Raw genomic sequence first — 24470 nt, 5'->3', positions numbered from 1 at the left:
GGGTCCGGGCCGCCCGTCGCAGGCGCCTCGCCGGCGAGAACGCCGCTCCGTGCGGCGTTCCCACCACCGAGGAGAACAGCATGCTGTCCAAAAGGAGCAGACTCCGGCTGCTCGGCGCGGCGCTCGCCGCCGCCGGGCTCGCCGTCGGAGCGGCGCTCGCCGTCCCCGGGCCGGCCTCGGCCGCCGCGCTGACCGAGGTGACGAACTTCGGCACCAACCCGAGCAACCTGCGCATGTACCTGTACGTCCCGGACACCGTCGCGGCCCGTCCCGGCCTGCTCGTGGTGAACCACTACTGCACCGGCAGCGGCCCGGCCATGTACTCCGGCACCCAGTTCGCGTCGCTGGCCGACCGGTACGGCTACATCGTCGTCTACCCGTCGGTGACCCGCAGCAGCAAGTGCTTCGACGTGTCCTCACCGCAGGCGCTGCGCCGCGACGGCGGCAGCGACCCGGTGGGCATCAAGTCCATGGTGGACTACGTGCGGCAGCGCTACCCGGTCGACTCGCAGCGGATCTTCACCACCGGCACCTCGTCCGGCGCGATGATGACGAACGTGCTGCTCGGCGACTACCCGGACGTGTTCCGCGCCGGGGCGGCCTTCGCCGGGGTGCCGTTCGGCTGCTTCGCCACCACGAACGGCTCGGAGTGGAACAGCGAGTGCGCCAACGGCCAGGTGCTGAAGACCCCGCAGCAGTGGGGCGACCTGGTGCGCAACGCCTACCCCGGCTACACCGGCCCGCGTCCGCGGATGCAGATCTGGCACGGCACCAACGACGAGACGCTGCGCTACCCGAACTTCGGCGAGCAGATCGACCAGTGGACGAACGTGCACGGGCTGAGCCAGACGCCCGACTACACGGACAGCCCGCAGTCCGGCTACACCCGGACCCGCTACGGCGGCACCGGCGGCACCGCGACCGTCGAGGCGATCAGCATGCAGGGCGTCACGCACAACCTGCCGGTGGACGCGGCCCAGGCGATCCGCTTCTTCGGCCTGGACACCGTGCCGCCGACCAGCCCGCCGCCCACCACGGCCGTCCCCACCACGCCGCCACCCACCACGCCCCCGCCGACGACGCCCCCGCCCACCACGGCGCCGCCGCCCACGACGCCGCCGCCGTCGGGGGCCTGCCGGGTCGGGTACGTGGTGAACGCCTGGAACAACGGCCTCACCGCCTCGGTGACGATCACCAACACGTCCACCACGGCGATAAACGGCTGGAGCCTCGCGTTCACGCTGCCGGGCGGCCAGACGATCACCGGCGGCTGGAACGCCACCTACAGCCCCACCAGCGGCGCGGTGACCGCCCGCAACGTCTCCTACAACCCGGTGATCGCACCGGGCGGCTCGGTGGACATCGGCTTCCAGGCCACCCACACCGGCAACGCCGGTAAACCCGGCTCGTTCACGCTCAACGGAAGCCCCTGCACGGCCGCCTGATCCGCACGCCAGTACGCCGAGGTGGCGGCATCCCGGACACGGTGATGCCGCCACCTCGGCGAAGCGGTGGCGACCACGCGGGACCGGGCATGAGCACCGCCGCGGCGGGTACCCGTACCGGACGGACACCGGCGGGAACCGAAGGAGCGGATATGAAGGTCCGAAGCTCCCTGCGCGCACTCAAGCGCAAGGCCGACTCGATAGTGGTCCGGCGCCGGGGCAAGCTGTTCGTGCTGAACAAGTCCGACCGGCGGCAGAAGGCCCGGCAGGGCTGAGCCGGTGGCGGACATCCTGATCACCGGGGCCGGCAGCGGGCTCGGCCGGGGCGCGGCGCTCGGGCTGGCCCGCGCCGGCCACCACGTGATCGCCGCGGCACAGATCTGGCCGCAGGTCCGCGAGCTGCGCGCCGAGGCCGAACGGGCCGGCGTCGCGCTGGACGCGATCAAGCTGGACGTCACCGACCCGGCCGACCGGGCCGCGGCTGCCCGCCACCGTGTCGACATCCTGGTGCTCAACGCGGGCCTGCAGGAGGCCGGCGCGGTGGTGGAGATCCCGATGGAGCGGGTCCGCCGCTCGTTCGACGTGAACGTCTTCGGCCACCTGCACCTGGCGCAGGACCTGGTGCCGCCGATGCTGGCCCGGGGCGCCGGCAAGGTGGTCTGGGTGTCCTCGGCGGTCGGCGTACGAACCCGGCCGTTCATCGGCGTCTACGCCGCCACCAAACACGCGATCGAGGCGCTCGCCTGGGCCATGAAGGGAGAGCTGGAACCGCGCGGCGTCCGCGTTGCGGTGATCAACCCCGGCCCGTACCGGACCGGCTACAACGACACCGGCGTGGAGACCATGTCCCAGTGGTGGGACGAGTCCACCGCGCTGCTGCCGCGCCCTGACTTCGGCGACTACCTGGGCCACCAGCGCGACCCCCAGGAGATGATCGACGAGATGGTCCGCGCGGTGCCCGCCGACGACGGGCACCCGTACCGCACCACGTGCCCGCCGTCGCTGCGCGAGCAGCTCAGGGAGTTCGAGTCGCAGGTGTGGGACGCGACGTCGTGACGGCGGCGTCCGGGACCCGCCCCGGGTGGGCACCGCCGGTCAGCCGGGCCGCGGCGAAGCCGACCAGCGGACGGTAGATGCGCACCGAGTCGGCGAGCGCGGAGAAGTGCGAACCCGCGTTGCCCGCGTGGTAGCGGGTGGCGATGTCCACCTGCTCGACCGGCAGCCCGGCGCCCACCGCGCGCAGCAGCACGTCCATCTCGTACTCGAAGCGGTCGCCGGGGACGGTGACCAGCCAGTCCAGCAGCCCGGCCGGGTACGCCCGCAGCCCGGTCTGGGTGTCCCGCACGTCCCGGCCTGTCGCCAGCCGGAACGCGACCCGGGTCGCGGCGTTGCCGAACCGGCTGCGCGCCGGCACCTCGCCGTCGAACCGGCGCACGCCGAGCGTCATCGCGCCGGTGGCGCGCATCCGCCCGGCCACCCGGCACACGTCCTCCACGCGGTGCTGACCGTCGGCGTCCACACAGGTCACATCGTGTCCCGGGTGGCGCGTGGCGGCGTACCGGAAACCGGTGCGCAGCACCACGCCCTTGCCCCGGTTGACCCGGCGGCGCAGCACCTCGGCGCCCCGGTCGCGGGCCGCGCGCAGCACCCCGGCGGCGGCCGGGCCGCTGCCGTCGTCCACGACCAGCACCCGCGCCCCGGGCAGCGCGGCCCGCAGGTCGGTGACCAGCGGCGGAAGCCGGTCACCCGGCCGGTACACGGGCACGAGCACGATCACTGGACCTCCCGGGGTGGACTCGCCCGCCGGCACGGTCCGCCGGGTCGATCGAGGAGCGTCGTACCCCGGGCCCGCGACCGCGAATCACCGCCGGGGCGTGAGGCGTCCGATCCGGTCGGCCGCGCGGGTCAGCGCGCGCTCGCGGCGCAGCGACGCCTCCGGGGTACGCACACCGAGATAGCCGAGCCGGCTGAGCGCCCGGACGGCCCGCTCGCGCCGGGCCGGCACCGGGTCGGGCGCGGTCACCGGCACGTCGGCCAGCGCCGGGCCGGTCAGGCCGAGCACGCGCGCGGCGAGCAGCCGGACGCGGGGCAGGTGCCACGGGTGCGTGACCAGCCCGAGCGGGCGCCGCGCGGTGAACTCGGCCGAGCCGAGCAGCCCGTCCTGCACGGTGTGCGCCAGGTTCTGCAGCGTGGTGCGGGACCGGGTCTCGGCCGCCGACCGGGCGTACGCGTCGAGGCCGGCCTCGCGCGCCAGCGCCCGCATCAGCTCGCCCTCCCGGAATCCGGGCGGCGGACCGGGCGCCCCGGCCGGGCCGTGCGGCCAGCCGCCGGTGAACACGACCCGGGCGCCGGGCGCGCGGCGGAACTCGTCGGCGTGCGCGCGGACGTACGCCACCGCGGCCTCGGTGCGCGCGACGCTCTCGGCGGTGAGCCGGTAGCCGTCGTCGCCGGCCACCACGCCACGGCCGAAGACCAGCAGCACGGTGGCGGTCGGTGTCATTCCCTCACCGTACGTGTCACTCCTCCTCCGGGGGCCAGGGCGGCGTGCCGACGCCGGTGACGCGCACCCCGCCCCACGGGTCCACCTCGGTGAGCCGGGCCCGGGTGACGCGCTCGCCGATGCGGATCTCCACGTCGCGGCGGCCGGAGCGCAGCAGCCGCACCAGGCGTGGCTCCGGCTCGACGCGCCCGGCCCAGTGGTAGCGGCCGTCGACCGGCTCGAACCGGCCGCCGGCGTGCAGCCGTACCGGGGTGCCGGCGATCTCGGCCGTGCCCTGCCAGGTCACCTGTCGATCCGTTCGTGCGCGCGGGTCAGCTCCGGCGGCAGGTCCGCGCCCCGGCGGACCCCCTCGATGCCGCTCCACAGCAGCGTGGTCAGGTACTCGGTGAGCGCGGACCGGTGGATCGGCTGCCCGTGCGTGGTCCACCAGTCGCCGACCGCCTGCACGAACCCGACCAGCCCGTACGCCCACGGCTCGGCCGGCCCGGCGTCGAGACCGAGCGCGCGCAGCCGGTCGCCGATGACCCGGGCCAGCCCGGTGGCCACCTGCCGGCTGGTGCCGGCGACCACCTGCTGGATGCCGGGATGGCCGGACTCGTGCACCAGGAACCGGTAGAGCGAGGGCTCGAACTCCACCACGCTCAGGTACGCGTCGATCGTCGCCTCGACCAGCGCCCGCTCCTCGCGGACCTGCTCCACGGCGGGCGCGACGGCGGCCACCACGCGCGCCGCGACCACCTCGCTGACCGCGAGCCAGAGCTGCGCCTTGTCGGCGAAGTAGCGGTAGAGCACCGGTTTGCTGACCCCGGCGGTGGCCGCGACCTGGTCCATGTCGACGTTCGGGCCGTGCCGCAGCAGCGCCTGCACGGCGGCGGCGATCAGTTCCTGGCGGCGCTGTTCGCGGTGCTCCGCCCAGCGGTCACGCCGCCCTCCGGACCGTGGCGGGGACGGCTCCGGCGAGGGGTCGGGGCCATTGACATCGGTGGTGGTGCGTCGCATGCTACCACTCGTAACAGTTACTGGAAGTTACGTCAATATGGAGGGGTCATGGCCGGATTCCCGCGCGAGGCGGTAGCCGCCCGCCTCCTCACCGCCTCCGTGCGTACCAGCTACGACCCCCTGGTGGACGTCGACTGGTCGGCGCCGCCAGTGCCCGGCGCGTACTGGCTGCCGCCGTCGCGCAGCAGCCTCTACGGCACGCCACTGTGGGACGGGCTGACCGAGGAGCAGCGGGTCGAGCTGACCAAGCACGAGGTGGCCAGCGCCGCCAGCGCCGGGATCTGGTTCGAGACGATCCTCATGCAGATGCTGATCCGGCACTACTACGACGCGGATCCGACCAGCCGGCACGCCCAGTACGCGCTGACCGAGGTCGCCGACGAGTGCCGGCACTCCATCATGTTCGGCCGGCTCATCGAGGCCACCGGCGCGCCCGTCTACCGCGCCGAGCCCGTCGACCACCTGCTCGGGCGCTGGCTCAAGGCCACCGCCACCGGCCCGCAGATGTACGCGGCCATCCTGATCGCCGAGGAGATCCTCGACTCGTTCCAGCGCGAGATCATGGCCGACGAGTCGTTGCAGCCGCTGATCCGGATGGTGTCGCGCATCCACGTGGTGGAGGAGGCCCGGCACGTGCGCTTCGCCCGCGACGAGCTGGCCCGGCAGGTGGAGGCGGCCGGGCCGGTCGCGCTCACGTACGCGCGGCTGGTGATCGGGCGGGCCGCGTACTCGATCACGCGGCGGCTGGTGCACCCGCGGGCGTACGCGTCGGTCGGGATCGACCCGGCGGCCGGTCACGCCGCGGCGCGGGCCAACCCGCACTGGCGGGCCACGCTGCGCTGGTCGGCGCAGCGGATCGCCGAGCATCTGACCGAACTGGGTCTGGTGGCCGGGCCGGGCCGGCTGCTGTGGCGCCGGGCCGGGTTGATCGAGGGCTGACCGGCGGCGACCCGAAGGGGAAGGATCGCCGCCGGCCGCCCGGTCAGGAGGTCGGGAAGTTGTCGGGGGTGCGGATCCGGTCGCGCATGTACGCGCCGGACTGCGTCAGCACCGACGTCCCGCTGAACGAGCCGGACGCGCACGTGCCCGGCCGCAGCGCGGCCGAACCCTCGGGGGCGTCGGAGAACGTCCAGTTGGCGTAGCTGATCTTCAGCCGGTCGAGCAGGTCGAGCCAGGCGTTGCTGCTGGCGACGTCGACGGCGCCGTCGCCGGTGTAGGTGACGGTGCCGAACTCGGTGACGAACAGCGGCAGCCGGGAGGCGGCCCGCTGCACCTCGTTGCGGTAGTTGTCCTGGTGCGAGGCGGCGTAGAAGTGGAACGTGTACATGATGTTCTGCGCCCGCACCGGGTTGTTCACGATCTCGTCGGAGTTGCTGCCGTCGGACACGCCCAGCGAGGACCAGCCGCGGGTGCCGACGATGATCACCGCGTCCGGGTCGTTGGCCCGGATCACCGGGATGACCTGCTCGGCGTAGTTGCGGATGGTGGACCAGCTGACCCCGTTGGGCTCGTTGGTGATCTCGTAGATCACGTTCTTCTTGGCCGCGTTGCGCGCGGACACGTTGGCGAAGAACGTCTTGGCCCGGTCCAGGTTGTACATCGGGTCACCGGGGGTCAGCGTGTGGAAGTCGATGAGCGCGTACATGCCCCGGGCCTCGGCCTTGTCCACGAGCGTGTTCACCTGGGCGGTGAAGCCGGCCGGGTTGGTCTCGTAGCCCTGCTCCTGCACGTACATCGAGATGCGCAGCAGGTCCGACTGCCACTCGTCGGCCAGCACGTCGAGCGAGGAGTCGGTGTAGCAGTTGGCGAACCACTGCAGGCCGTGGGTGCTCATGCCGCGCAGCTGGATCGGCCGTCCGTACTGATTGCAGAGGTTGACCCCGCAGACCTGGAGCTGGCCGTTGATCGCGACCGGGGTGGTGCCGGTCGGCGGCGGCGTCGTGGGCGGGGGAGTGGTCGGCGGCGGGGGCGTGCTGGGCGGCGGGGTGCTCGGCGGGGGCGTGCCGGTGCCGCCGGTGCAGACCGTGCCGTTGAGCGTGAACGAGGTGGGGCTCGGGTTCGACCCGGTCCAGGAGCCGTTGAAGCCCACAGTGGTGCTCGCGCCGGTGCCGAGCGCGCCGTTGTAGTCCGCGCTGCGCGCGGTGACCGAGGAGCCGCTCTGCTGCCAGGTGGCCGACCAGCCCTGCACCACGCGCTGGCCCCCGTCGGGGAAGGTGAAGCCCAGCGTCCAGTTGCTCACCGGGTCGCCGAGGTTCGTCACCGCGACGGTGGCGGTGAAGCCCCCGGGCCACGAGTTGGTGGTGTAGGTGACGGCACAGCCGGTCGCGGCCATCGCGTTCGGCGACGGCAGGACGGCCGTCGCGGCCAGGGCGAGCGCGCCGACCGCGCCGCCGACGAGCAGGTGCCGCCGGGACGGGCGGGGAATCGAGAACATACGGGAAGGTCCCATCGCTTGATGGTGATCGGACGGTGCCCGTCGTGAACCTGCCCGGAAAGCCCGACGCGGCGGCTTGGGGGAGCGCTCCCAGGGCGAGCGTAGAGGCGGATGTCGATCCGTGCAACAGCCGGTGGCTCAGCGGCCGCCGCGCCGCCCACCGTAGAGCCGCAGCGCGTTGCAGACGTCGAACACGCCCGGCACGTCCCAGGCCAGCTCGGCGGCGACCAGGCGGGTTTCCGGATCGGCCACCAGGCCGGCGAGGATCACCACCCGGTTCTGCACCGTGACGGTGATCTGCTGCCGCCGGGTGGTCCAGTCGGCGCTGAGCCGCTGGGCGACGAGCGAGGCGAGCCGGGTGTCCGCGTCGTCGGGCTCCGGCTCACGGCCGGTGTACGGGAACTCGGGGTACGGCCAGGGCATCACCACGGGGAGGGCTCCTTCTGTTCGGTCATTACCGCGCGCCGGGACGCGGGCCCCGGCGCCGGGGCGCGGCCGTCGACGACTGTGAAGACGCCGTCGAGCCGCATCGTGTGCAGCACGGTGAGCACGAAGCGCGACGGCGACAGCAGGCACAGCCGCCGTCCGTCGCGCCGGGCGTCCTGGTGCGCGCGCACCAGCAGGCCGAGCCCGGCCGAGTCGATCACCTCGAGCGCGGACAGGTCGACCAGTTCGCGGTCGCCGCGCACGGAGCGTTCCGCGAGCGCCCGGCGTACCGCCTCGGCGGGATCGACGTCGGCGGCTGCCGGGGTGCCGGCCACCTGCTCCAGGTCCTCGGTGCCCAGGCCGTCCTCGGCGACCGTGGCCCGGACGCTGCACCGGGGGCAGTGGTGCGGGCCGGACGCGAAGGGCGAGCCGACCCAGTCGTGCTCGAACACGAGCGTCCACACCACCTCGGCGTCGGGCAGCGTCGCGCCCGCGCCGGTGACGCTGTCGCCGCAGCCGTCGCAGATGAGCATCATCAGGTGGTCCGCGGGGACGACTGTCACACCTCCTCCTTCCGTCGGGCGCCCGGATCGGGCGCCTGCCGGTCCGCGCCCGTGCCGCCCGCCGTCACCACCGCCAGCACGACCGCCACGGCCGCGAACGCGGTCTGCGTCACCAGGGACAGCAGCGGCGAGGCGTCGGGGCGGCGGTCCACCAGCCCGACCACGATCGCGCCGAGCAGCGCGGCGGCCACGCCGAGCGCCAGCGTCAGCCAGACCGGGACGGCCTTGCGTCCCGGCACGACGAGCCGGCCCACGCCACCGACGGCGAGACCCACCACGAGTGCTCCGACGAGCGTGCTTCCGGTCACGGCCCCTCCTCAGCGGGGTGCGGACGCGACCCGGGCCCGGCCGCGCGCGGCCGGACGGGGCGTGTCGACGACGGGTACGGCGCCCAGCCCGGAGGTCTGCAGGATGCGCCGGATCCGTGGGTGCGGGTTGCTCAGCGTGAGCACGCCGTCCTGCCGCGCCAGCCGCCGGTGCACGTCCAGCAGCAGCGCGACCGCGGCGGCGTCCACATGTCGGCACCCGGCGAGGTCGATCGTCAGCTCGCGGGGGCGCAGCGCGAGGATGCGGTCCAGCACGTGCGCGACCTCGGGCAGCCCGGCGAGGTCCAGTTCGTCGGTGATGTCCACCCGCACGTGCGGCACGGCGGACTCCGGCGGGGACGGCAGGGTAGCGGGCATCAGGTCGCTTCCGTGGCGGGTTCAGTGTCGATCCCCACTCTGCGCAGCGATCTTGGAGGTCCCCGGACGGTTGTATGACGGTTCGATGACAAAAACCACGAACGGCCCACGCGGTTGGGCTACCCGTGCCGGGCCGGTCATGATGCCCATATGACGGCCGTACTGGTGATCGAGGACGACGACCGCATCCGGCTCGCGCTGCAGCTCGCCCTGGAGGAGGAGGGCTACGAGGCGTACGGCGCCCCGACCGCGGAGGACGGGCTGCGACGGCAGCGGGAGAAGCCGTCCGACTACGTGCTCGTCGACCTGATGCTGCCCGGCATGAACGGGTTCGACTGCATCCGCCAGCTGCGCCGCGACGACGACGTGCCGGTCGTGGTGATCAGCGCCCGCGACGACACCCACGACATCGTCGCCGCGCTGGAGGCCGGCGCCGACGACTACGTGGTGAAGCCGGTCGCGATCAAGGAGCTGTCGGCCCGGCTGCGGGCGCTGCGCCGGCGGGTCCGCACCGTGTCCGGGCCCGCCCCCGCCCAGTTCTTCGGCGAGCTGGAGATCAGCGCCGAGGCCGGCGAGGTGCGCCGCTCCGGACGGCCGGTCCCGGTCACCCGCACCGAGTTCCGGCTGCTCTGCGAGCTGGCCGAGCACGCCGGCCGCGTGCTGTCCCGCCAGCAGCTGCTCAGCCGGGTCTGGGGCTACGAGACCGGCGACGAGCGGCTCGTCGACGTGCACGTCGGCCGGCTGCGGCAGAAGATCGAGTCGGACCCGGCGAACCCCCGCCACCTGGTCACCCTCCGCGGCCTCGGCTACAAGCTGCAGCGATGACCCGTCCCGGACTGCGCGCCCGCGTCACCGCGGCGTTCGCCGTCGGCGCGTTGCTGCTGTCCGCGCTGATGGCCCTCTTCTCGTACGACCTGACTCGGCGCTCGCTGCTCGACGAGCGGGAGCGCACCGCGGTGCGGGCCGCCTACTACGACGCGGCGGTGGTCCGCTCCGGCCTGGACACCGGCACGCCGGACGTGGTGGCGGTGCTGCGCTCGCTCGACACCGGCAGCGCCCGCCGCCCGCTGCTGCACCTGCCCGACGGCTGGTACGCCCGCACCGCCGACGTGGGCGCCAGCTCCGTGCCGGTGGAGTTGCAGCGCATGGTCGCCGACGGCAAGCCCGCGGTGCAGCGGATCCGCCTCGACGGGCAGCCCGCGCTGCTGGTCGGCGTGCCGCTGCCCGGCGCGCTCGGCTACTACGAGCTGACCTCGCTGCGGGAGGTCGAGGAGACGTTCCAGGTGGTGGGCCTGGCGCTGATCGCCGTGGCGATCATGGTGGCCGGGGCGGGCGCGGCGCTCGGCTGGTACGCCACCCGGCACAGCCTGCGGCCACTGACAGCGGTCGCCGACGCGGCGGAACGGATCGCGGGCGGGGACTTCGCCACCCGGCTCGATCCGACCACCGACCCCGACCTCACCCGCCTGTCCAGCTCGTTCAACGAGATGGTCGACAAGCTGGTGCACCGCATCGAGCGGGACCGGCGCTTCGCCGCCGACGTGAGCCACGAGCTGCGCTCGCCGTTGCAGACGCTGGCCGCGGCGGCGAGCGTGCTGCACCGCCGCCGCGAGCACCAGGACGAACGCACCGCCACCGCCGCCGGCCTGGTGGCCGACGAGGTGACCCGGTTCCAGCGCCTCGTCGACGACCTGATCCAGTTGGCCCGCACCGAGCAGCCGGCGCACCGCGAGACGGTCGACGTGGTGGAGCTGGCCCGGGCCGCCTGCCGGGAACGATCGCTGCCGGAGAGCCTGGTGCAGGTGGCAGGCGACGTCCCGCACGAGTGGTGGGTCGACCGGCGCCGGTTCGCGCAGACGCTGCTGAACCTGGTGGAGAACGCCGAGCGCTACGGCGGCGGCCCGGTCGCCGTACGCCTGGGCGGGGGCGACGGCGTGGGCGTGCTGGAGGTCGACGACGACGGACCGGGCGTGCCGCCGGGCGACCGGGAGATCATCTTCGACCGGTTCGTGCGGGGCCGGGCGGCGCACGACCGCGCCGGCACCGACGGCACCGGACTCGGCCTCGCCCTGGTGGCGCAGCACGCCGACGCGCACGGCGGGTCGGCGCGGGTGCTGGACCGCGCGCCCGGCGCCCGTTTCCGGGTCGAGCTGCCCGGAGCGCTCCGGTGAGCCGGCGGCGGCTCGCGCCCGCCCTGCTCGCCGTGGCGCTGCTCGCCGGCTGCGGGGTACCGGTGGACGACGAGCCCCGGCTCGTGCAGACGCCGCCCGGGGCCTTCCCGACGCCTGCGGTGTCCTCGACCGCCGACGGGGACGGGCGGGTGGACGAGCCGTTCTGCTTCGTCCGGGACGACGGCCTGGTCGTGGTCAACCGCCGGGTGGACGGGCTGCCCGGGGTGGACACGCACCTTCAGCACCTGCTGGCCGGTCCCGGTCCGGGGGAGCGCCGCCAGGGGCTGTCCACGGCGCTGCCGGGCACGGTGGCGGTGGCCGGGGCCACGCTGGCCGGCACCGTGGCGACAGTCGACGTGCGCCAGGCCGGTGAGGAGACCGGCCGCAACGACGAGGTGCTGGCCTTCGGGCAGATCGTGTGCAGCCTCACGCAGCGACCGGACGTGTACAGCGTCGCGTTCCGCCGCGGCGGGCAGCCGCTAGAGGTGCCGCGCGCGGACGGAAGCCTCTCGGTGCTGCCGCTCACGGCTGCCGACTACCGCCCGTTGATGCCACGCTGATCGCCGTTGCTCGCCTCTATGTCCGGATATGACACTAAATCTCCATCGTCCGTTCGGTTGATTTGGCCATGGCCTTTGGTCTAGTGTGGCTGGCACGACCGGTGTGGGAGGCCACCCGTTCTCCGAGGACAGGAAGGGCAGCATGACCACGATGACCATGGCATCGACCGCGACCGAGGTGCAGCGCGCGCCGCAGACCGGTGAGGAGTCCCGTGCCAGCGAGCTGATCGCGGCGCTCGCCGCGCTGCCCGCCGGCCACCCGCAGCGGGCCGCCCTGCGCAACCAGGTCATCGAGGCGTGGCTGCCGCTGGCGAACCACCTGGCCGCCCGCTACAGCGGGCGCGGCGAGCCGGCCGGCGACCTCGCGCAGACCGCCGCGCTGGGCCTGATCAAGGCGGTGGACCGGTTCGACGCCTCGCGCGGCGTCGACTTCGCCGGCTTCGCCATCCCGACGATCCTCGGCGAGATCAAGCGGCACTTCCGCGACCGCACCTGGAACATCCGGGTTCCGCGCCGCCTGCAGGAGCTGCGGCTGCGCATCTCCGAGGCGAACAGCACGCTGACCCAGACGCTCAACCGGGCCCCGACCGTCGCCGACATCGCCGCCCACCTCGACGTCACCGAGGAAGAGGTGCTCGAAGGCCTGGAAGGCGCCCGCGCCTACAACGCGGTGTCGCTGTCCACCCCGATCGGCGACGGCGACAGCGCCACCGAGCTGGGCGACACCCTCGGCGCCGAGGACAACGAGTACGAGCTGGCCGAGCTGCGCGCCTCCCTCGGCCCGGCGCTGGCCTCGCTCGACGAGCGGGAGCAGAAGATCCTCACGCTGCGCTTCTACGGCAACCTGACCCAGAGCGAGATCGCGGCCCGCGTCGGTGTCTCCCAGATGCACGTGTCCCGGCTGCTCGCCCGCGCCCTGACCAAGCTGCGCGGCCAGCTCACCGAGGCCTGAGCCACACACGTACCGCGACCCCCGCCGGCCCGTGACGGCGGGGGTCGCGTCGTGTGTCACCAGCGCGACGGCGGTGGCGGCGGCACCAGCGGCGGACGGTCGTCGCAGGTGATGGTGTTCGGCAGCAGCCACGGGGCCAGCCAGCCGCCGTCGTTGCCGCCGAGGTCGGTCAGGGCGAACTCCGACCCGGCCGGGGTGAAGTGGAACGACCCGCAGTTGTTCACGCCGACCGCGCCCACGTTGCGGGCGTCGACGTTCGCGAAGCTCGCCCCGCCCGCCGTACGCGCGCTGACCACCGACGTCCCGGCGCCGTCGACCCGGATGTCCCGGAAGCGGACGTTGTCGATGCGGACGCTGTCCTTCACCGGCCAGTCGCTGACCAGCATGATCGCGTTGTAGGTGCTGTCCAGGTACGCGTCGCCGCTGACCAGGATGTCCGCGTCGATGCTGCGGTCCAGCGCGTAGAACCAGATCGCGCCGAGGCCGATGTTCCAGTTCAGGTCGTACGTGCCGGCCCGGACCGTGGTGTTGCCGGTGATCCGCAGGCGGCCGGTGAACGGCTCCGCCCCGAAGCGGGAGCCCACCTGGATCGCGCTGCCCTCGCGTACCGGGTCGGCGATCAGGTTGTGCGCGACGGTCAGGTCCGCGCCGCCGTACAGCGCGATGCCGTTGGCGAGCACCGGCGACTGCACCGTGTTGTACGCGAACGTGTTCGACGCGTTCGCCGTGCCCTCCGACCACATGGCGAGGGCGTCGTCGCCGCTGTTGCGGACCACCGAGTTCGTCACCGAGGAGCGGGTGACGCCGGTGTGGAAGTTCAGCCCGTCGGCGATCTGGTCGGCGATCACGGTGTTGGTGACCCGCAGCCCGGTCATCGGCCCGTCGAACCACATGCCGACCTTCGTGTGGTGCAGATAGAGGCCGTCGATCGTGCTGTGGTTGAGCGCCCCGCCGATGGCGTTGACCTGGTCGGTGTCGATCCGCTCGCGTACGTCGCCCTCGATCGCGAAGCCGGACAGGTGCACCTCGCTGCTGCCGCCGTCGGCGGCGTCGCGGCCGTAGAAGCCGACGCCGGTGTGCCGGGAGCCGTCGGGCGCGGGCGTGTCCAGCGTGACCTCGCGTCCCCGCACGATCGTGTACCAGCTGCCCGCACCGGCGATCGTCACGTCGTCCACGACGATGTGCCGGTTGACCTGGTAGGTGCCGGGCGGCAGGTAGAGCGGGCGGTCCACCCGCCGGGCGTACGCGACGGCCCGGTCGAGGGCGTCTGCGGACTCCCGCCGGCCGGTCGGGTCGGCGCCGAAGGACAGCGCGTTCACCGCGCGGGGGACCACGCGCGGCGGCGCGACCAGGTGCGCGTCCACCAGGTCGATCACCGTCCACGCGGCGGCGGTGCCGCGCGGCGCGGTCAGCCGGACCACCTCACCGGCCCGATGGGTACGGCCGAGCAGCAGCCGCTGCTCGTCGTAGAAGTGGTGCGGCCGGAACGGCTTGCTGATCACCGGCGCGGGCGTGGTGGCCGCCGGCACGCAGGCGCACTCGGTGATCCACCAGTCCGGGTGCAGCAGGTCGGAGCCGGGGTCGTTGGTGAACGGGTACTGGTTGTAGAGCCAGGCGTACTGCGAGGTCAGCGTCATGGTGCGGGCGGGCGCGTGCCCGACGGACACCCGCAGCGGCGCGGTGATCCCGCCGCCGCCCGGCGCGTCCGGGATGCTGTAGCGCACGGTCAGCGCGTTCGTGGGCCGGGGGAGCGTGAGTTCGACGTGCTGGCCGGGCAGCAGGCGCACGGCCCGGCGGCCGGACGCCTCACCGGCGAGTGTGTACGCCGACCGGTCCGGCCCGATCACGGTGCCGGTGGTCCGGCCGTGTTCCGCCTCCTGCTCGACGTAGTCCACAGTCGCACCGCGACCGGCGACGAGCGCGGGGTCCAGCCCGGCGCGGGTCACCACGGGGGCCGGTCCGCGCGGCGGGCCGGCCGTGGCGGCGCCGGGCGGTACGAGCAGGGCGGCGGCGAGCGCCGCCGCGAGGATCCTCGGCACGCTCCGCGACATCGGAGCACCCACTTTCTCGGGGGACGGGTGGCCTCGGCGGCGCAGGCCATCGACAAGGGACCTCATGTTATTCCGGCCCTCTGCTGCCTTTCAAGCATCAAGCTGCTCGCATCTTTCGGGCCCATTGCCGCGTCCGACGGCAACAACTGACCGCTCCGGTTGTTCATTTCTTGCAAGAATCCGACGTACGATTGCCGCCGTGACGAAGCGCCTGACCGAGGTGGCCCGCAAGGCGGGCGTCAGCGAGGCGACGGTGAGCCGGGTGCTCAACGGCCGCGGCGGCGTGTCCGAGGCGACCCGGACCGCCGTGCTGACCGCCCTCGACGTGCTCGGCTACGAGCGCCCGAGCAAGCTGCGCGGCGAGCGCGCCCGCCTGGTCGGCCTGGTGCTGCCGGAGCTGCAGAACCCGATCTTCCCGGCGCTGGCCGAGGTGGTCACCGGCTCGCTCGCGCAGCGCGGCTTCACCCCGGCGCTGTGCGCCCGCACCATCGGCGGCGTACCGGAGTCCGGGTACGTGGAGATGCTGCTCGACCACCAGGTCAGCGGCGTCATCTTCGCCGGCGGCTCGTACGCGCTCGCCGACGCCTCGCACGAGCACTACCGGCGCCTCACCGACCGGGGCCTGCCGGTGGTGCTGGTGAACGCCGGCGTCGAGGAGCTGGGTTTCCCGCGCGTGTCCACCGACGACGCGGTCGCCGTCGAGCAGGCGTACGGCCACCTGCGCTCGCTCGGCCACGACCGGATCGGCATGGTGCTCGGCCCGGCCGACCACGTGCCCTCGCGCCGCAAGCTCGACGCCATGGTCCGGGCCGCCGGCTGGGGCGAGGACCAGTCCATGGTGGAGCGGTCCAGCTTCTCCATGGAGGGCGCGCGGGTCGCCGCCACGAAGCTGATCGAGCGCGGCGCGACCGGCATCGTCTGCGCCAGCGACGTGCTCGCGCTGGGCACCATCCGGGCCGCCCGGCGTCTGGGCTGCGCGGTGCCGGCCGACGTCTCGGTGGTCGGCTTCGACGACTCGGCGTTCATGACCTGCACCGACCCGCCGCTGACCACGGTGCGCCAGCCGATCGAGACCATGGGCCAGGCCGCCGTGGACCTGCTGGTGACCCAGATCGAGGGCGCCGGGGTGCTGCACGACGAGCTGCTGTTCGAGCCCGAGCTGGTGGTACGCGGCTCCACCGCCCCCGCCCCCCGCCGCTGACCCCGGGGCCCCCGCCGCCCCCACGCCGCCCCCCACGCCGCCTCACCCCACCCCACCGCATCCGTCGATCTTGGAGTGGTGGTGCCCGGAATGCGGCACTGATGCCGGTATCTGAGGCGCCACGACTCCAAGATCGACGGATGCGGCCGACTGGAGCTGCGTCCTTCCGAGACCAAGTCGAATTCTTGCGTTTGTCAGTCGGCATCTTGCTGGGTTCGGTTCGCGTCGCTACAGTGACTCCACTCACACCTGACCCGGGGCGCGGTTTCCGGAGGCAGGGCGCGTGCCGGCTGCCGTTCCACCACCAGAGGCAGCCGCGCGGTCACCGCACATCAGTGAAGGCCATGGATACACCCGTTCCCGAAGGGATGGACAGATGTCCGTACCGCAGTATCGGAAGGTCGCGGCGCTCGCGCTCGCGACCGGCCTCGGGCTCAGCCTTGCGGCGTGCTCCACCAAGAGCGACGACAGCGGCGACGCCGGCGGCAAGGTCACCATCACCGTCGACTGCCAGCCGGTCGGCGCGCAGAAGGAGCTGCTGAAGAACTGGAACGACGACGTCGCCGAGTTCCAGCGGCAGAACCCGGACATCGTCGTCAAGAGCGTCAGCGTCGGCGAGCAGTGCAACAACCCGCCGGACTTCACCGCCCGCCTGGCCGGCGGCACCGTCACCGACGTGTTCTACGGCTACATGACCGACCTGCAGCAGGTGCTGGACTCCGGCCAGGCGATGGACATCGGCCAGTACGCCACGAAGGACACCATCCCCACCTGGGACAGCGTCGACCCGGCGCTCAAGGAGGTCTTCACCGACGGCGGCAAGCTCTACGCCGTACCGGTGAAGAACTACTCGATGGGCCTGATCTACAACAAGGCGCTGTTCCAGCGGGCCGGGCTCGACGTGAACAACCCGCCGAAGACCTGGCCGGAGGTGCGGGCCGCGGCCAAGAAGATCTCCGCGCTCGGCGACGGCATCGCCGGGTACGCCGAGTACAGCGCGGGCAACACCGGCGGCTGGCACTTCACGTCGCTGCTCTACTCGCAGGGCGGGCAGGTGCTCAGCGCCGACGGCAAGAAGGCCGACTTCAACAACGCGATGGGCAAGCAGGTCCTGCAGAACCTCAAGGACATGCGCTACGGCGACAACAGCATGGGTGCCCGGCAGCTGCTCCAGTGGGGTGACCTGCTCACCAACGCCGGCGCCGGCAAGGTCGGCATGTTCATCGGCGCGCCGGACGCGACCCAGGCGATCGTCAGCCAGTTCCAGGGCAAGTACCAGGACTGGGCGATGGGCCCGCTGCCCGGCCAGGACGGCCCGGCCAAGGCCACGCTGGGCGGCGGCGAGGGCTACTTCTTCAAGAAGGGCCTGAGCCCCGAGCAGGTCAAGGCCGGCCTGAAGTGGCTCGCCTACCAGAAGCTCACCCCGGGTAAGGGCCAGTTCGACTACGTGCGCGCCAAGCCGCAGAACTACCCGGTCGGCCTGCCCCAGCCGCTGCTGTTCACGAACGGCAGCGACGCGCAGAAGCAGGAACTGGAGCTGCGCAAGGCGAACGCGAACGTGGACACCACGAACTTCGCGGTCTTCGAGGCCAACCCGGTGCCGATCAAGGGTGAGCCGCGCAACGCGCAGGCGATCTACGCGGTGCTCGACGCGGCGATGTCCGGTGTGCTGACCAACCCGAACGCGAACATCGACGCGCTGCTCAAGACCGCCGAGGACAAGGTCAACCAGCTGCTGGCCGCCGACAGCTGACCCGACCGGAGGTGGGGCCGGCGCACCGGCCCCACCTCCCCGAGCACCGCAGGAGTCGCCTTGGCGCTCACCACCGCCCCCGGTGCCACCCGCCGTCCCGGCCCCGTCGCGCCGCCGTCGTCGCGTACCGCCGGACGCCGCGCCGGTCTCGGCCGCAAGGTCCGGGACAACCTCACCGGGCACACGTTCCTCATCGGCGCTGTCGTCTGCTTCGCCGTCTTCTCCTGGTACCCGATGGTCCGCGGCGTCGTGATGAGCTTCCAGCGCACCCGCCGCGGCGAGACCACCTGGGTCGGCTGGGACAACTACAGCCGGATCATCGCCGATCCGAGCTTCTGGACCGCCTGGAAGAACACGTTCGTCTTCACCGGCCTGGCGCTGGTGCTCGGCTACGCCGTGCCGTTCTTCGTGGCGATCCTGCTCAACGAGCTGCGCCACGCCAAGGGCTACCTGCGGGTGCTCGTCTACCTGCCGGTGATGCTGCCGCCGGCGTCCGCGCTGTTCCTGTTCAAGTTCTACGCCTACGACCCGAGCGAGGCGGGGCTGTTCAACGCGGTCCTCACCGCGCTGGGACTGCCCACGTCGGAGTGGATGCAGTCGCCCACCATGACGATGCCGGCCATGGTGATCGCGTCGACCTGGATGAACATGGGCGGCGCCGTGCTGATCTACCTGGCCGCGCTGCAGAACATCCCCGGCGAGCTGTACGAGGCCGCCGAGATCGACGGCGCCGGGGTGTGGCGGCGCATCGTGCACGTGACGGTCCCGCAGACCCGGCTGATCCTGGCGCTGCTGGCGATGCTCCAGATCGTCGCCACCATGCAGCTGTTCATCGAGCCGCTGATCCTCGCCAACGGCGCCGGTACGCAGGACTCGGCGACCTCGGTGGCGTACCTGATCTACCAGCACGGGTTCTTCCAGAACGACCTCAACGGCGCCGCCGCGCTCGGCGTGATCATGCTGGTGGTGCTGGCCGGGTTCTCCGCCGTCTACCTGCGACTGACCGCGAAACAGGACTAGGACATGGCCGCCGACAGCACCACCCGTACCCTCATCTCCCACGCCCAACTGCGCCGCGGTCGCGGCCGCGTCCTCTACTGGGCCGTGCTCACCGTGGTCGTGGCCGGGTTCACGCTGGTGTTCCTCGGCCCGCTGTACTGGATGGTCACCGGCGCGCTGAAGTCCGGCCAGGAGATCGCCCAGACCCCGCCGACGCTGTTCCCGCGCGACCCGCAGCCGGGTAACTACGTCGACGCCTGGACCAACCTGGATCTGGCGAAGCTGCTGTTCAACACGTTCTACTACGCCACCGGCGCGGTGGTGTTCCAGCTCGTGTTCGACACCGCCGCCGCGTACGCGCTGTCGAAGCTGCGTCCGGTGCTGGGCAGGCTGATCCTCGGCATGATGCTGGCGACGCTGATGATCCCGGCGATGGTGCTGGTCGTCCCGCAGTACGTGACGGTGATCGACCTGCCGATCGTGCACGTCAACCTGCTCGACTCGCCGTTCGCGATCTGGCTGCCGCTGGTGGCGAACGCGTTCAACATCTTCCTGCTGAAACGGTTCTTCGACTCGATCCCGGAGGACCTGATGGCCGCCGCCGTGATGGACGGCGCCTCCCCGCTGCGCACGCTCTGGTCCATCGTCCTGCCGATGTCCCGCCCGATCCTCGGCGTGGTGGCGATCTTCGCGGTGACGGCGGTCTGGAAGGACTTCCTCTGGCCGAAGCTGGTCATGCCGTCGCCGGAGACGCGGACCGTCAGCGTCGGCATCTACGCCTTCGCCGGCGGCACCCCGATGAACGTGGTCATCGCCGCGTCGGTGATCGCCGCCATCCCCACCGTCGTGCTGTTCCTGATCTTCCAGCGCAACATCATGTCCGGCCTGACCACCGGCGGCCTCAAGGGCTGACCGGGCGAACCGCGGCCCGCCGCAAGCCGGCCGCCCAGCCCGCCGCCGCAGAACCGACCCCGCAGAAAGCAGGTGCCCGTGTCCATGGCCGACAACAGCCCGTGGTGGCGCTCCGCGGTGATCTACCAGGTCTATCCGCGCAGTTTCGCCGACGGCAACGGCGACGGGATCGGCGACGTCGCCGGCATCCGGTCCCGCCTGGACCACCTCGCCGCGCTCGGCGTCGACGCCATCTGGTTCAGCCCCTGGTATCCGTCGCCGATGGCCGACGCCGGCTACGACGTGTCCGACTACCGCGACATCGACCCGGTCTTCGGCACGCTCGCCGAGGTGGAGGCGCTGATCGCCGAGGCGCACGCGCTCGGCATCCGCAGCATCGTCGACGTGGTGCCCAACCACTGCTCCGACGCGCACCAGTGGTTCCAGGCCGCGCTCGCGGGCGGGCCGGGCGCGCCCGAACGGGACCTGTTCTGGTTCCGCCCCGGCCGGGGGCCCGGCGGCGACCTGCCGCCCACCGACTGGACCGGCGAGTTCGGCGGCCCGACCTGGACCCGCACCACCGACCCGGACGGCACCCCCGGCGACTGGTACCTGCACCTGTTCGCCCCGCAGCAACCCGACTTCAACTGGGACCACCCCCGGGTCCGCGAAGAGTTCGAGGACATCCTGCGGTTCTGGTTCGAGCGGGGCGTGGACGGCATCCGCATCGACTCGGCCGGGCTGCTCGTCAAGGACGGCACGCTGCCCGAGGTCCACCCGGACCGGCCGCACCCGTTCCGCGACCAGGACGGCGTGCACGACGTGTACCGCGCCTGGCGGCGCATCGCCGACTCGTACCCGGGCGGGCGCGCACTGGTCGGCGAGGTGTGGCTGCCCGACCGGCAGCGGTTCGCGAACTACCTGCGCCCGGACGAGCTGCACACCGCGTTCAACTTCGACTTCCTCGGCTGCGCCTGGGACGCCACCGCGCTGCGGGAGAGCATCGACGGCACGCTGGCCGCGCACGCCCCGGTCGGCGCGCCCGCCACCTGGGTGCTGTCCAACCACGACGTCACCCGGCACGTCACCCGGTACGGCCGCGCCGACACCCGGTTCAGCTTCGCCGCCAAGCGCGAGGGCATCCCCACCGACCTGGAACTGGGCACCCGCCGGGCCCGCGCCGCCGCGCTGCTGTCCCTCGCGCTGCCCGGCGCCGCCTACGTCTACCAGGGCGAGGAGCTGGGCCTCTGGGAGGTCGAGGACATCCCGTACGAGCTGCGGCAGGACCCGATGTGGGAGCGGTCCGGGCGGGTCGACCCCGGCCGCGACGGGTGCCGGGTGCCGCTGCCCTGGCAGGGCGACACGCCGCCGTTCGGGTTCAGCCCCGACGGCGCCGCAGCCGCGCCGTGGCTGCCGCAACCTGCCGACTGGAAGGACCGCACGGTCCGCGCCCAGACCGGCGACCCGCACTCGATGCTGGAGCTGTACCGGGCCGCGCTGACGCTGCGCCGCGCCGAACCCGCGCTCGGCGACGGCACCCTGGCGTGGCTGCCCGCACCGCACGGCGTGCTCGCGTTCGCCCGCGAACCCGGCTTCACCTGCCTGGTCAACCTCGGCGACGCCGCCGTGCCGCTGCCCGCGCACGACGAGCTGCTGCTCGCCAGCGGCCCACTCGACGACGACCGGCTGCCACCGGACACCGCGGTCTGGCTGCGTACCCGATCGGCCTGACCGCGGCGCCGGCGGCCCCGTCCCGCCGCCGGCGCCGCCGAACCACCCGGCGGCCCGTCCCGGCCGCCACAGACGCCGCGCACCTGGGGAGGAGGAAGGAGAGGCAACGCCGCACGGGGGGGATCTGGCCACCGACGAAAGGGAGCACACCCCGCATGGCCGAGCACCGCACCGCGCACCGCCACCGCAGCACCGGCGTGGCCGTCCTGGCCGCCGCCGCGCTCGCCGCCTCGACACTCGTCGTCGTGGCGCTCACCACGACCGCCACCCCGGCGTACGCCGCCGGACTGTCCCCGTTCGACATCACCGGACGCGGCGCCACCGTGCCGTTCCGCGAGCAGGAAGCCGAACAGGCCACCCACAACGGCACGAAGATCGGCCCCGACCGGCGCTACGGCACGCTGCCGTCCGAGGCGTCCGGCCGGGAGGCGGTCACGCTCGACGCCGTCGGCGAGTACGTCGAGTTCACGCTCACCGCCCCCGCCAACGCGGTCACGTTCCGGTACAGCCTGCCGGACAACGCCGCCGGCACCGGCCGCGACGCCACCATCGACCTGCGCGCCAACGGCACCCTGGTCAAGGCGGTGCCGGTCACCTCCCGGTACGGCTGGTACTACGGCGGCTACCCGTTCAACAACAACCCGGGCGACACCAACCCGCACCACTTCTACGACGAGACCCGCACCATGTTCGGCACCACGTACCCGGCCGGCACGAAGATCCGCCTCCAGGTGTCCTCGACCGCCCAGTCACCCACGTTCACCATCGACCTGGCCGACTTCGAGCTGGTCGGCGCGCAGATCACCAAGCCGTCCGGCGTGCTGGACGTGGTGACCGACTTCGGCGCCGACCCGACCGGAGCCACCGACTCGACGGCGAAGTTCCAGGCCGCGGTGGACGCCGGCAAGGCGCAGGGCCGGGCGGTGTGGATCCCGGCCGGCACGTTCACGCTCTGGGACCACGTGGTGGTCGACGGCGTGACGCTGCGCGGCGCCGGGCCCTGGTACTCGGTGCTCGGCGGCCGGCACCCCACCGACCGTAAACGTGCCGCCGGCATCTACGGCAAGTACGTGCCGGGCGGCGGCTACTCCGGCGAGATCCGTCCGCACGAGGCCGGTGGGCCCAGCCGCAACGTCACGCTGCGGGACTTCGCCATCATCGGCGACATCCGGGAACGCGTCGACGAGGACCAGGTCAACGCCATCGGCGGCGCGATGAGCAACTCGGTGGTGGACAACCTGTGGTTGCAGCACACCAAGGTCGGCGCCTGGATGGACGGGCCGATGGACAACTTCACCATCCGCAACAGCCGCATCCTGGACCAGACCGCCGACGGGGTGAACTTCCACTGGGGCGTCACCAACTCCACGGTGACGAACACGTTCGTCCGCAACACCGGTGACGACGCGCTGGCCATGTGGGCGCAGAGCGTGCCGAACGTGGGCAACTCCTTCACCCGCAACACCATCGGCGTGACGATCCTGGCCAACCACCTGGTCACGTACGGCGGGCGGGACATCACCATCGCCGACAACGTCACCGCCGACTCGGTCACCAACGGCGGCGGCATCCACGTGGCGAACCGCTATCCGGGCGTCACCGGGCCGACCGCCGTGGCCGGCACGATCACGGTGGCCCGCAACACACTGATCCGCAACGGCAACTCCGACTACAACTGGCAGTTCGGCGTGGGCGCGATCTGGTTCTCCGCGCTCAACGAGCCGATCCAGGGCGCCACGATCAACGTCACCGACACCGACATCCTGGACAGCTCGTACGCGGCGCTGCACTGGATCGAGGGGCAGACCAGCGGCATCTCGTTCGACAACGTCCGCATCGACGGTGCTGGCACGTACGCGCTCCAGGTGCAGGCGCCCAGCCAGGTCCGGTTCACCAACGTGCGGGCCACCGGCATCGCCCAGTCCAACCCGATCCACAACTGCGTCGGCAGCGGCTTCCAGATCACCCAGGGCGCCGGCAACTCCGGCTGGTACACGCCCACCCCGTACTGCGGGCCGTGGCCGCAGCCGCAGTGGGGCAACGGACCGTCCAGCCCGCCGCCGACCAGCCCGGCGCCGACCACGGCAGCGCCGACGACGGCCCCGCCGACCACCGCGCCGCCGACCACACCGCCGCCGGCCGGCGGGAACCTTGCCCTGGGCCGCCCGGCGACCGCCACCAGCACCACCCAGACGTACGCCGCCGGCAACGCCGTCGACGGCAACCCGGCCAGCTACTGGGAGAGCGCCAACAACGCGTTCCCGCAGTCGCTCACCGTCGACCTCGGCACGTCCCGCACCGTCGACCGGGTGGTGCTGAAGCTCCCGCCCGGCTGGGAAAGGCGTACCCAGACGCTGTCCGTGCTCGGCTCCACCGACGGCTCCTCGTACACGACGCTCGCCGCGTCGGCGGGCCGCGTCTTCGACCCGGCCGTCGGCAACACCGTGCCGATCGCGCTGCCGTCCGGCGACCGGCGGTTCGTCCGGGTCACCGTCACCGGCAACACCGGCTGGCCGGCGGGCCAGCTCGCCGAACTGGAGGTGTACGGCGGCGGCACCACCACACCGCCGCCCACCACGACCCCGCCGCCCACCACCGCGCCACCGACCGGCAACCTGGCGGCGGGCCGGCCGGTCGCGGAGACCAGCCACGCCGACGTGTACGGCGCCGCCAACACCGTCGACGGCAACGCGAACACCTACTGGGAGAGCGCCAACAACGCCTTCCCCCAGTCGGTGACGGTCGACCTGGGCAGCGCCCGGCCGGTCGCCCGGGTGGTGCTGAAACTGCCCCCGTCGGCGGCCTGGCAGACCCGCACCCAGACCGTGGCGGTGCTCGGCTCCACCGACGGCTCGTCGTTCTCGACGCTGAAGGCGGCGGCGGGCTACACGTTCGACCCGGCGGGCGGCAACAGCGTGTCGATCGCGCTGCCCGCCGGTGACCGCCGCTTCGTGCGGCTGACGTTCACCGGCAACACCGGCTGGCCGGCCGGCCAGCTGTCCGAGTTCGAGGTGTACGCCTCCTGACCCGGCGCGGCGGGGACCATCCCCGCCGCGCCACCGCACCCCCGAACGCCTCTCCACCTCCCCCGGGAAGAAGGTGTCCGTCCAC

24 protein-coding genes are annotated in these 24470 nt (G+C 72.7%); 14 read left to right on the top strand and 10 right to left on the bottom strand.

Features of this window, described 5'->3' with window-relative positions; translation table 11 throughout:
* Positions 1 to 80: 80 nt before the first annotated feature.
* The 3 genes from A4R25_RS07390 to A4R25_RS07380 all read left to right on the top strand — a co-directional run bounded on the left by A4R25_RS07390 (position 81) and on the right by A4R25_RS07380 (position 2501).
* Positions 81 to 1445: a PHB depolymerase family esterase gene (locus A4R25_RS07390; protein WP_064446088.1), complete on the top strand. Its 1365-nt coding sequence runs from the start codon at positions 81 to 83 to the stop codon at positions 1443 to 1445.
* A gap of 152 nt (positions 1446 to 1597) precedes the next feature.
* Positions 1598 to 1720: a ribosomal protein bL36 gene (locus tag A4R25_RS07385; protein WP_043324353.1), complete on the top strand. Its 123-nt coding sequence runs from the start codon at positions 1598 to 1600 to the stop codon at positions 1718 to 1720.
* 4 nt (positions 1721 to 1724) lie between these two features.
* Positions 1725 to 2501, top strand: coding sequence for an SDR family oxidoreductase (locus A4R25_RS07380; protein ID WP_064446087.1), 777 nt, complete (start codon positions 1725 to 1727; stop codon positions 2499 to 2501).
* On the opposite strand, the gene A4R25_RS07375 is transcribed toward A4R25_RS07380, so the two are convergent.
* From A4R25_RS07375 to A4R25_RS07360, 4 genes are all read right to left on the bottom strand, one after another.
* A complete protein-coding gene (locus A4R25_RS07375) occupies positions 2461 to 3216 on the bottom strand; it encodes a glycosyltransferase family 2 protein (protein ID WP_231915447.1) in 756 nt (251 codons plus the stop codon). The two genes, A4R25_RS07380 and A4R25_RS07375, sit on opposite strands and share 41 nt — an antisense overlap.
* Before the next feature lie 90 nt (positions 3217 to 3306).
* On the bottom strand, positions 3307 to 3945 hold the full coding sequence (locus A4R25_RS07370) for a YdcF family protein (RefSeq protein WP_064446085.1): 639 nt from the start codon (positions 3943 to 3945) through the stop codon (positions 3307 to 3309).
* A 16-nt stretch (positions 3946 to 3961) separates the two neighbouring features.
* Positions 3962 to 4231, bottom strand: coding sequence for a DUF4873 domain-containing protein (locus tag A4R25_RS07365; protein WP_064446084.1), 270 nt, complete (start codon positions 4229 to 4231; stop codon positions 3962 to 3964).
* Positions 4228 to 4944 carry a TetR family transcriptional regulator gene (locus tag A4R25_RS07360; protein WP_030504073.1) on the bottom strand — a complete coding sequence of 239 codons (717 nt, stop codon included), beginning with the start codon at positions 4942 to 4944 and terminating at the stop codon, positions 4228 to 4230. Before A4R25_RS07360 ends, A4R25_RS07365 begins: the two co-directional genes overlap by 4 nt.
* 48 nt (positions 4945 to 4992) lie before the next feature.
* On the opposite strand from A4R25_RS07360, the gene A4R25_RS07355 reads away from it, so the two are divergent.
* Positions 4993 to 5883 (top strand): diiron oxygenase, encoded by an 891-nt coding sequence (locus A4R25_RS07355; protein WP_043324341.1) that lies wholly within the window; start codon positions 4993 to 4995, stop codon positions 5881 to 5883.
* 43 nt (positions 5884 to 5926) lie between these two features.
* Here A4R25_RS07355 and A4R25_RS07350 read toward each other — a convergent pair whose 3' ends face one another.
* The 5 genes from A4R25_RS07350 to A4R25_RS07330 form a co-directional block, all read right to left on the bottom strand.
* Positions 5927 to 7378 carry a cellulase family glycosylhydrolase gene (locus A4R25_RS07350; RefSeq protein ID WP_197494883.1) on the bottom strand — a complete coding sequence of 484 codons (1452 nt, stop codon included), beginning with the start codon at positions 7376 to 7378 and terminating at the stop codon, positions 5927 to 5929.
* A 138-nt stretch (positions 7379 to 7516) separates the two neighbouring features.
* Entirely contained in the window at positions 7517 to 7807 is a 291-nt protein-coding gene (locus tag A4R25_RS07345; protein ID WP_043324334.1) for a BON domain-containing protein, read from the bottom strand.
* Entirely contained in the window at positions 7801 to 8367 is a 567-nt protein-coding gene (locus tag A4R25_RS07340) for an STAS domain-containing protein (RefSeq protein ID WP_064446083.1), read from the bottom strand. The genes A4R25_RS07345 and A4R25_RS07340 overlap by 7 nt, the downstream gene beginning before the upstream one ends.
* The gene (locus tag A4R25_RS07335; RefSeq protein ID WP_030504078.1) at positions 8364 to 8675 is read right to left on the bottom strand and encodes a hypothetical protein; all 312 of its coding nucleotides are present in this window, start codon (positions 8673 to 8675) and stop codon (positions 8364 to 8366) included. Before A4R25_RS07335 ends, A4R25_RS07340 begins: the two co-directional genes overlap by 4 nt.
* A 9-nt stretch (positions 8676 to 8684) precedes the next feature.
* A complete protein-coding gene (locus A4R25_RS07330; protein WP_043324327.1) occupies positions 8685 to 9050 on the bottom strand; it encodes an STAS domain-containing protein in 366 nt (121 codons plus the stop codon).
* 150 nt (positions 9051 to 9200) lie between these two features.
* Here A4R25_RS07330 and A4R25_RS07325 point away from each other — a divergent pair, with 150 nt between their 5' ends.
* From A4R25_RS07325 to A4R25_RS07310, 4 genes are all read left to right on the top strand, one after another.
* Positions 9201 to 9875 carry a response regulator transcription factor gene (locus tag A4R25_RS07325; RefSeq protein ID WP_043324324.1) on the top strand — a complete coding sequence of 225 codons (675 nt, stop codon included), beginning with the start codon at positions 9201 to 9203 and terminating at the stop codon, positions 9873 to 9875.
* The gene (locus A4R25_RS07320; protein WP_043324322.1) at positions 9872 to 11221 is read left to right on the top strand and encodes a HAMP domain-containing sensor histidine kinase; all 1350 of its coding nucleotides are present in this window, start codon (positions 9872 to 9874) and stop codon (positions 11219 to 11221) included. Before A4R25_RS07325 ends, A4R25_RS07320 begins: the two co-directional genes overlap by 4 nt.
* Positions 11218 to 11781: a GerMN domain-containing protein gene (locus tag A4R25_RS07315; RefSeq protein WP_064446082.1), complete on the top strand. Its 564-nt coding sequence runs from the start codon at positions 11218 to 11220 to the stop codon at positions 11779 to 11781. The genes A4R25_RS07320 and A4R25_RS07315 overlap by 4 nt, the downstream gene beginning before the upstream one ends.
* A gap of 142 nt (positions 11782 to 11923) precedes the next feature.
* Complete coding sequence (locus tag A4R25_RS07310) at positions 11924 to 12733, top strand: SigB/SigF/SigG family RNA polymerase sigma factor (RefSeq protein WP_064446081.1); 810 nt, start codon at positions 11924 to 11926, stop codon at positions 12731 to 12733.
* 56 nt (positions 12734 to 12789) lie between these two features.
* On the opposite strand, the gene A4R25_RS07305 is transcribed toward A4R25_RS07310, so the two are convergent.
* Positions 12790 to 14784, bottom strand: coding sequence for a glycosyl hydrolase family 28-related protein (locus A4R25_RS07305; RefSeq protein ID WP_064446080.1), 1995 nt, complete (start codon positions 14782 to 14784; stop codon positions 12790 to 12792).
* A 199-nt stretch (positions 14785 to 14983) separates the two neighbouring features.
* Between A4R25_RS07305 and A4R25_RS07300 the strand changes: the two genes are divergently transcribed.
* The 6 genes from A4R25_RS07300 to A4R25_RS07275 all read left to right on the top strand — a co-directional run bounded on the left by A4R25_RS07300 (position 14984) and on the right by A4R25_RS07275 (position 24385).
* Positions 14984 to 15985, top strand: a complete 1002-nt coding sequence (locus A4R25_RS07300) for a LacI family DNA-binding transcriptional regulator (RefSeq protein WP_064446079.1) — start codon at positions 14984 to 14986, stop codon at positions 15983 to 15985.
* A 376-nt stretch (positions 15986 to 16361) separates the two neighbouring features.
* On the top strand, positions 16362 to 17738 hold the full coding sequence (locus A4R25_RS07295) for an ABC transporter substrate-binding protein (protein WP_043324313.1): 1377 nt from the start codon (positions 16362 to 16364) through the stop codon (positions 17736 to 17738).
* A gap of 60 nt (positions 17739 to 17798) precedes the next feature.
* Positions 17799 to 18758, top strand: coding sequence for a carbohydrate ABC transporter permease (locus tag A4R25_RS07290; RefSeq protein ID WP_064446078.1), 960 nt, complete (start codon positions 17799 to 17801; stop codon positions 18756 to 18758).
* 3 nt (positions 18759 to 18761) lie between these two features.
* Positions 18762 to 19649 (top strand): carbohydrate ABC transporter permease, encoded by an 888-nt coding sequence (locus A4R25_RS07285; protein WP_064446077.1) that lies wholly within the window; start codon positions 18762 to 18764, stop codon positions 19647 to 19649.
* 84 nt (positions 19650 to 19733) lie between these two features.
* Complete coding sequence (locus A4R25_RS07280; RefSeq protein ID WP_064446076.1) at positions 19734 to 21359, top strand: glycoside hydrolase family 13 protein; 1626 nt, start codon at positions 19734 to 19736, stop codon at positions 21357 to 21359.
* Between the two features lie 155 nt (positions 21360 to 21514).
* Positions 21515 to 24385, top strand: a complete 2871-nt coding sequence (locus A4R25_RS07275) for a discoidin domain-containing protein (RefSeq protein ID WP_064446075.1) — start codon at positions 21515 to 21517, stop codon at positions 24383 to 24385.
* Positions 24386 to 24470 lie beyond the last annotated feature (85 nt).

The sequence above is a fragment of the Micromonospora sp. NBRC 110037 genome, assembly GCF_001652995.1.
Taxonomy (GTDB): domain Bacteria; phylum Actinomycetota; class Actinomycetes; order Mycobacteriales; family Micromonosporaceae; genus Micromonospora; species Micromonospora chalcea.
Note: the sequence above shows the minus strand (reverse complement) of the source record. Positions and strands in the feature narration are given on the sequence as shown.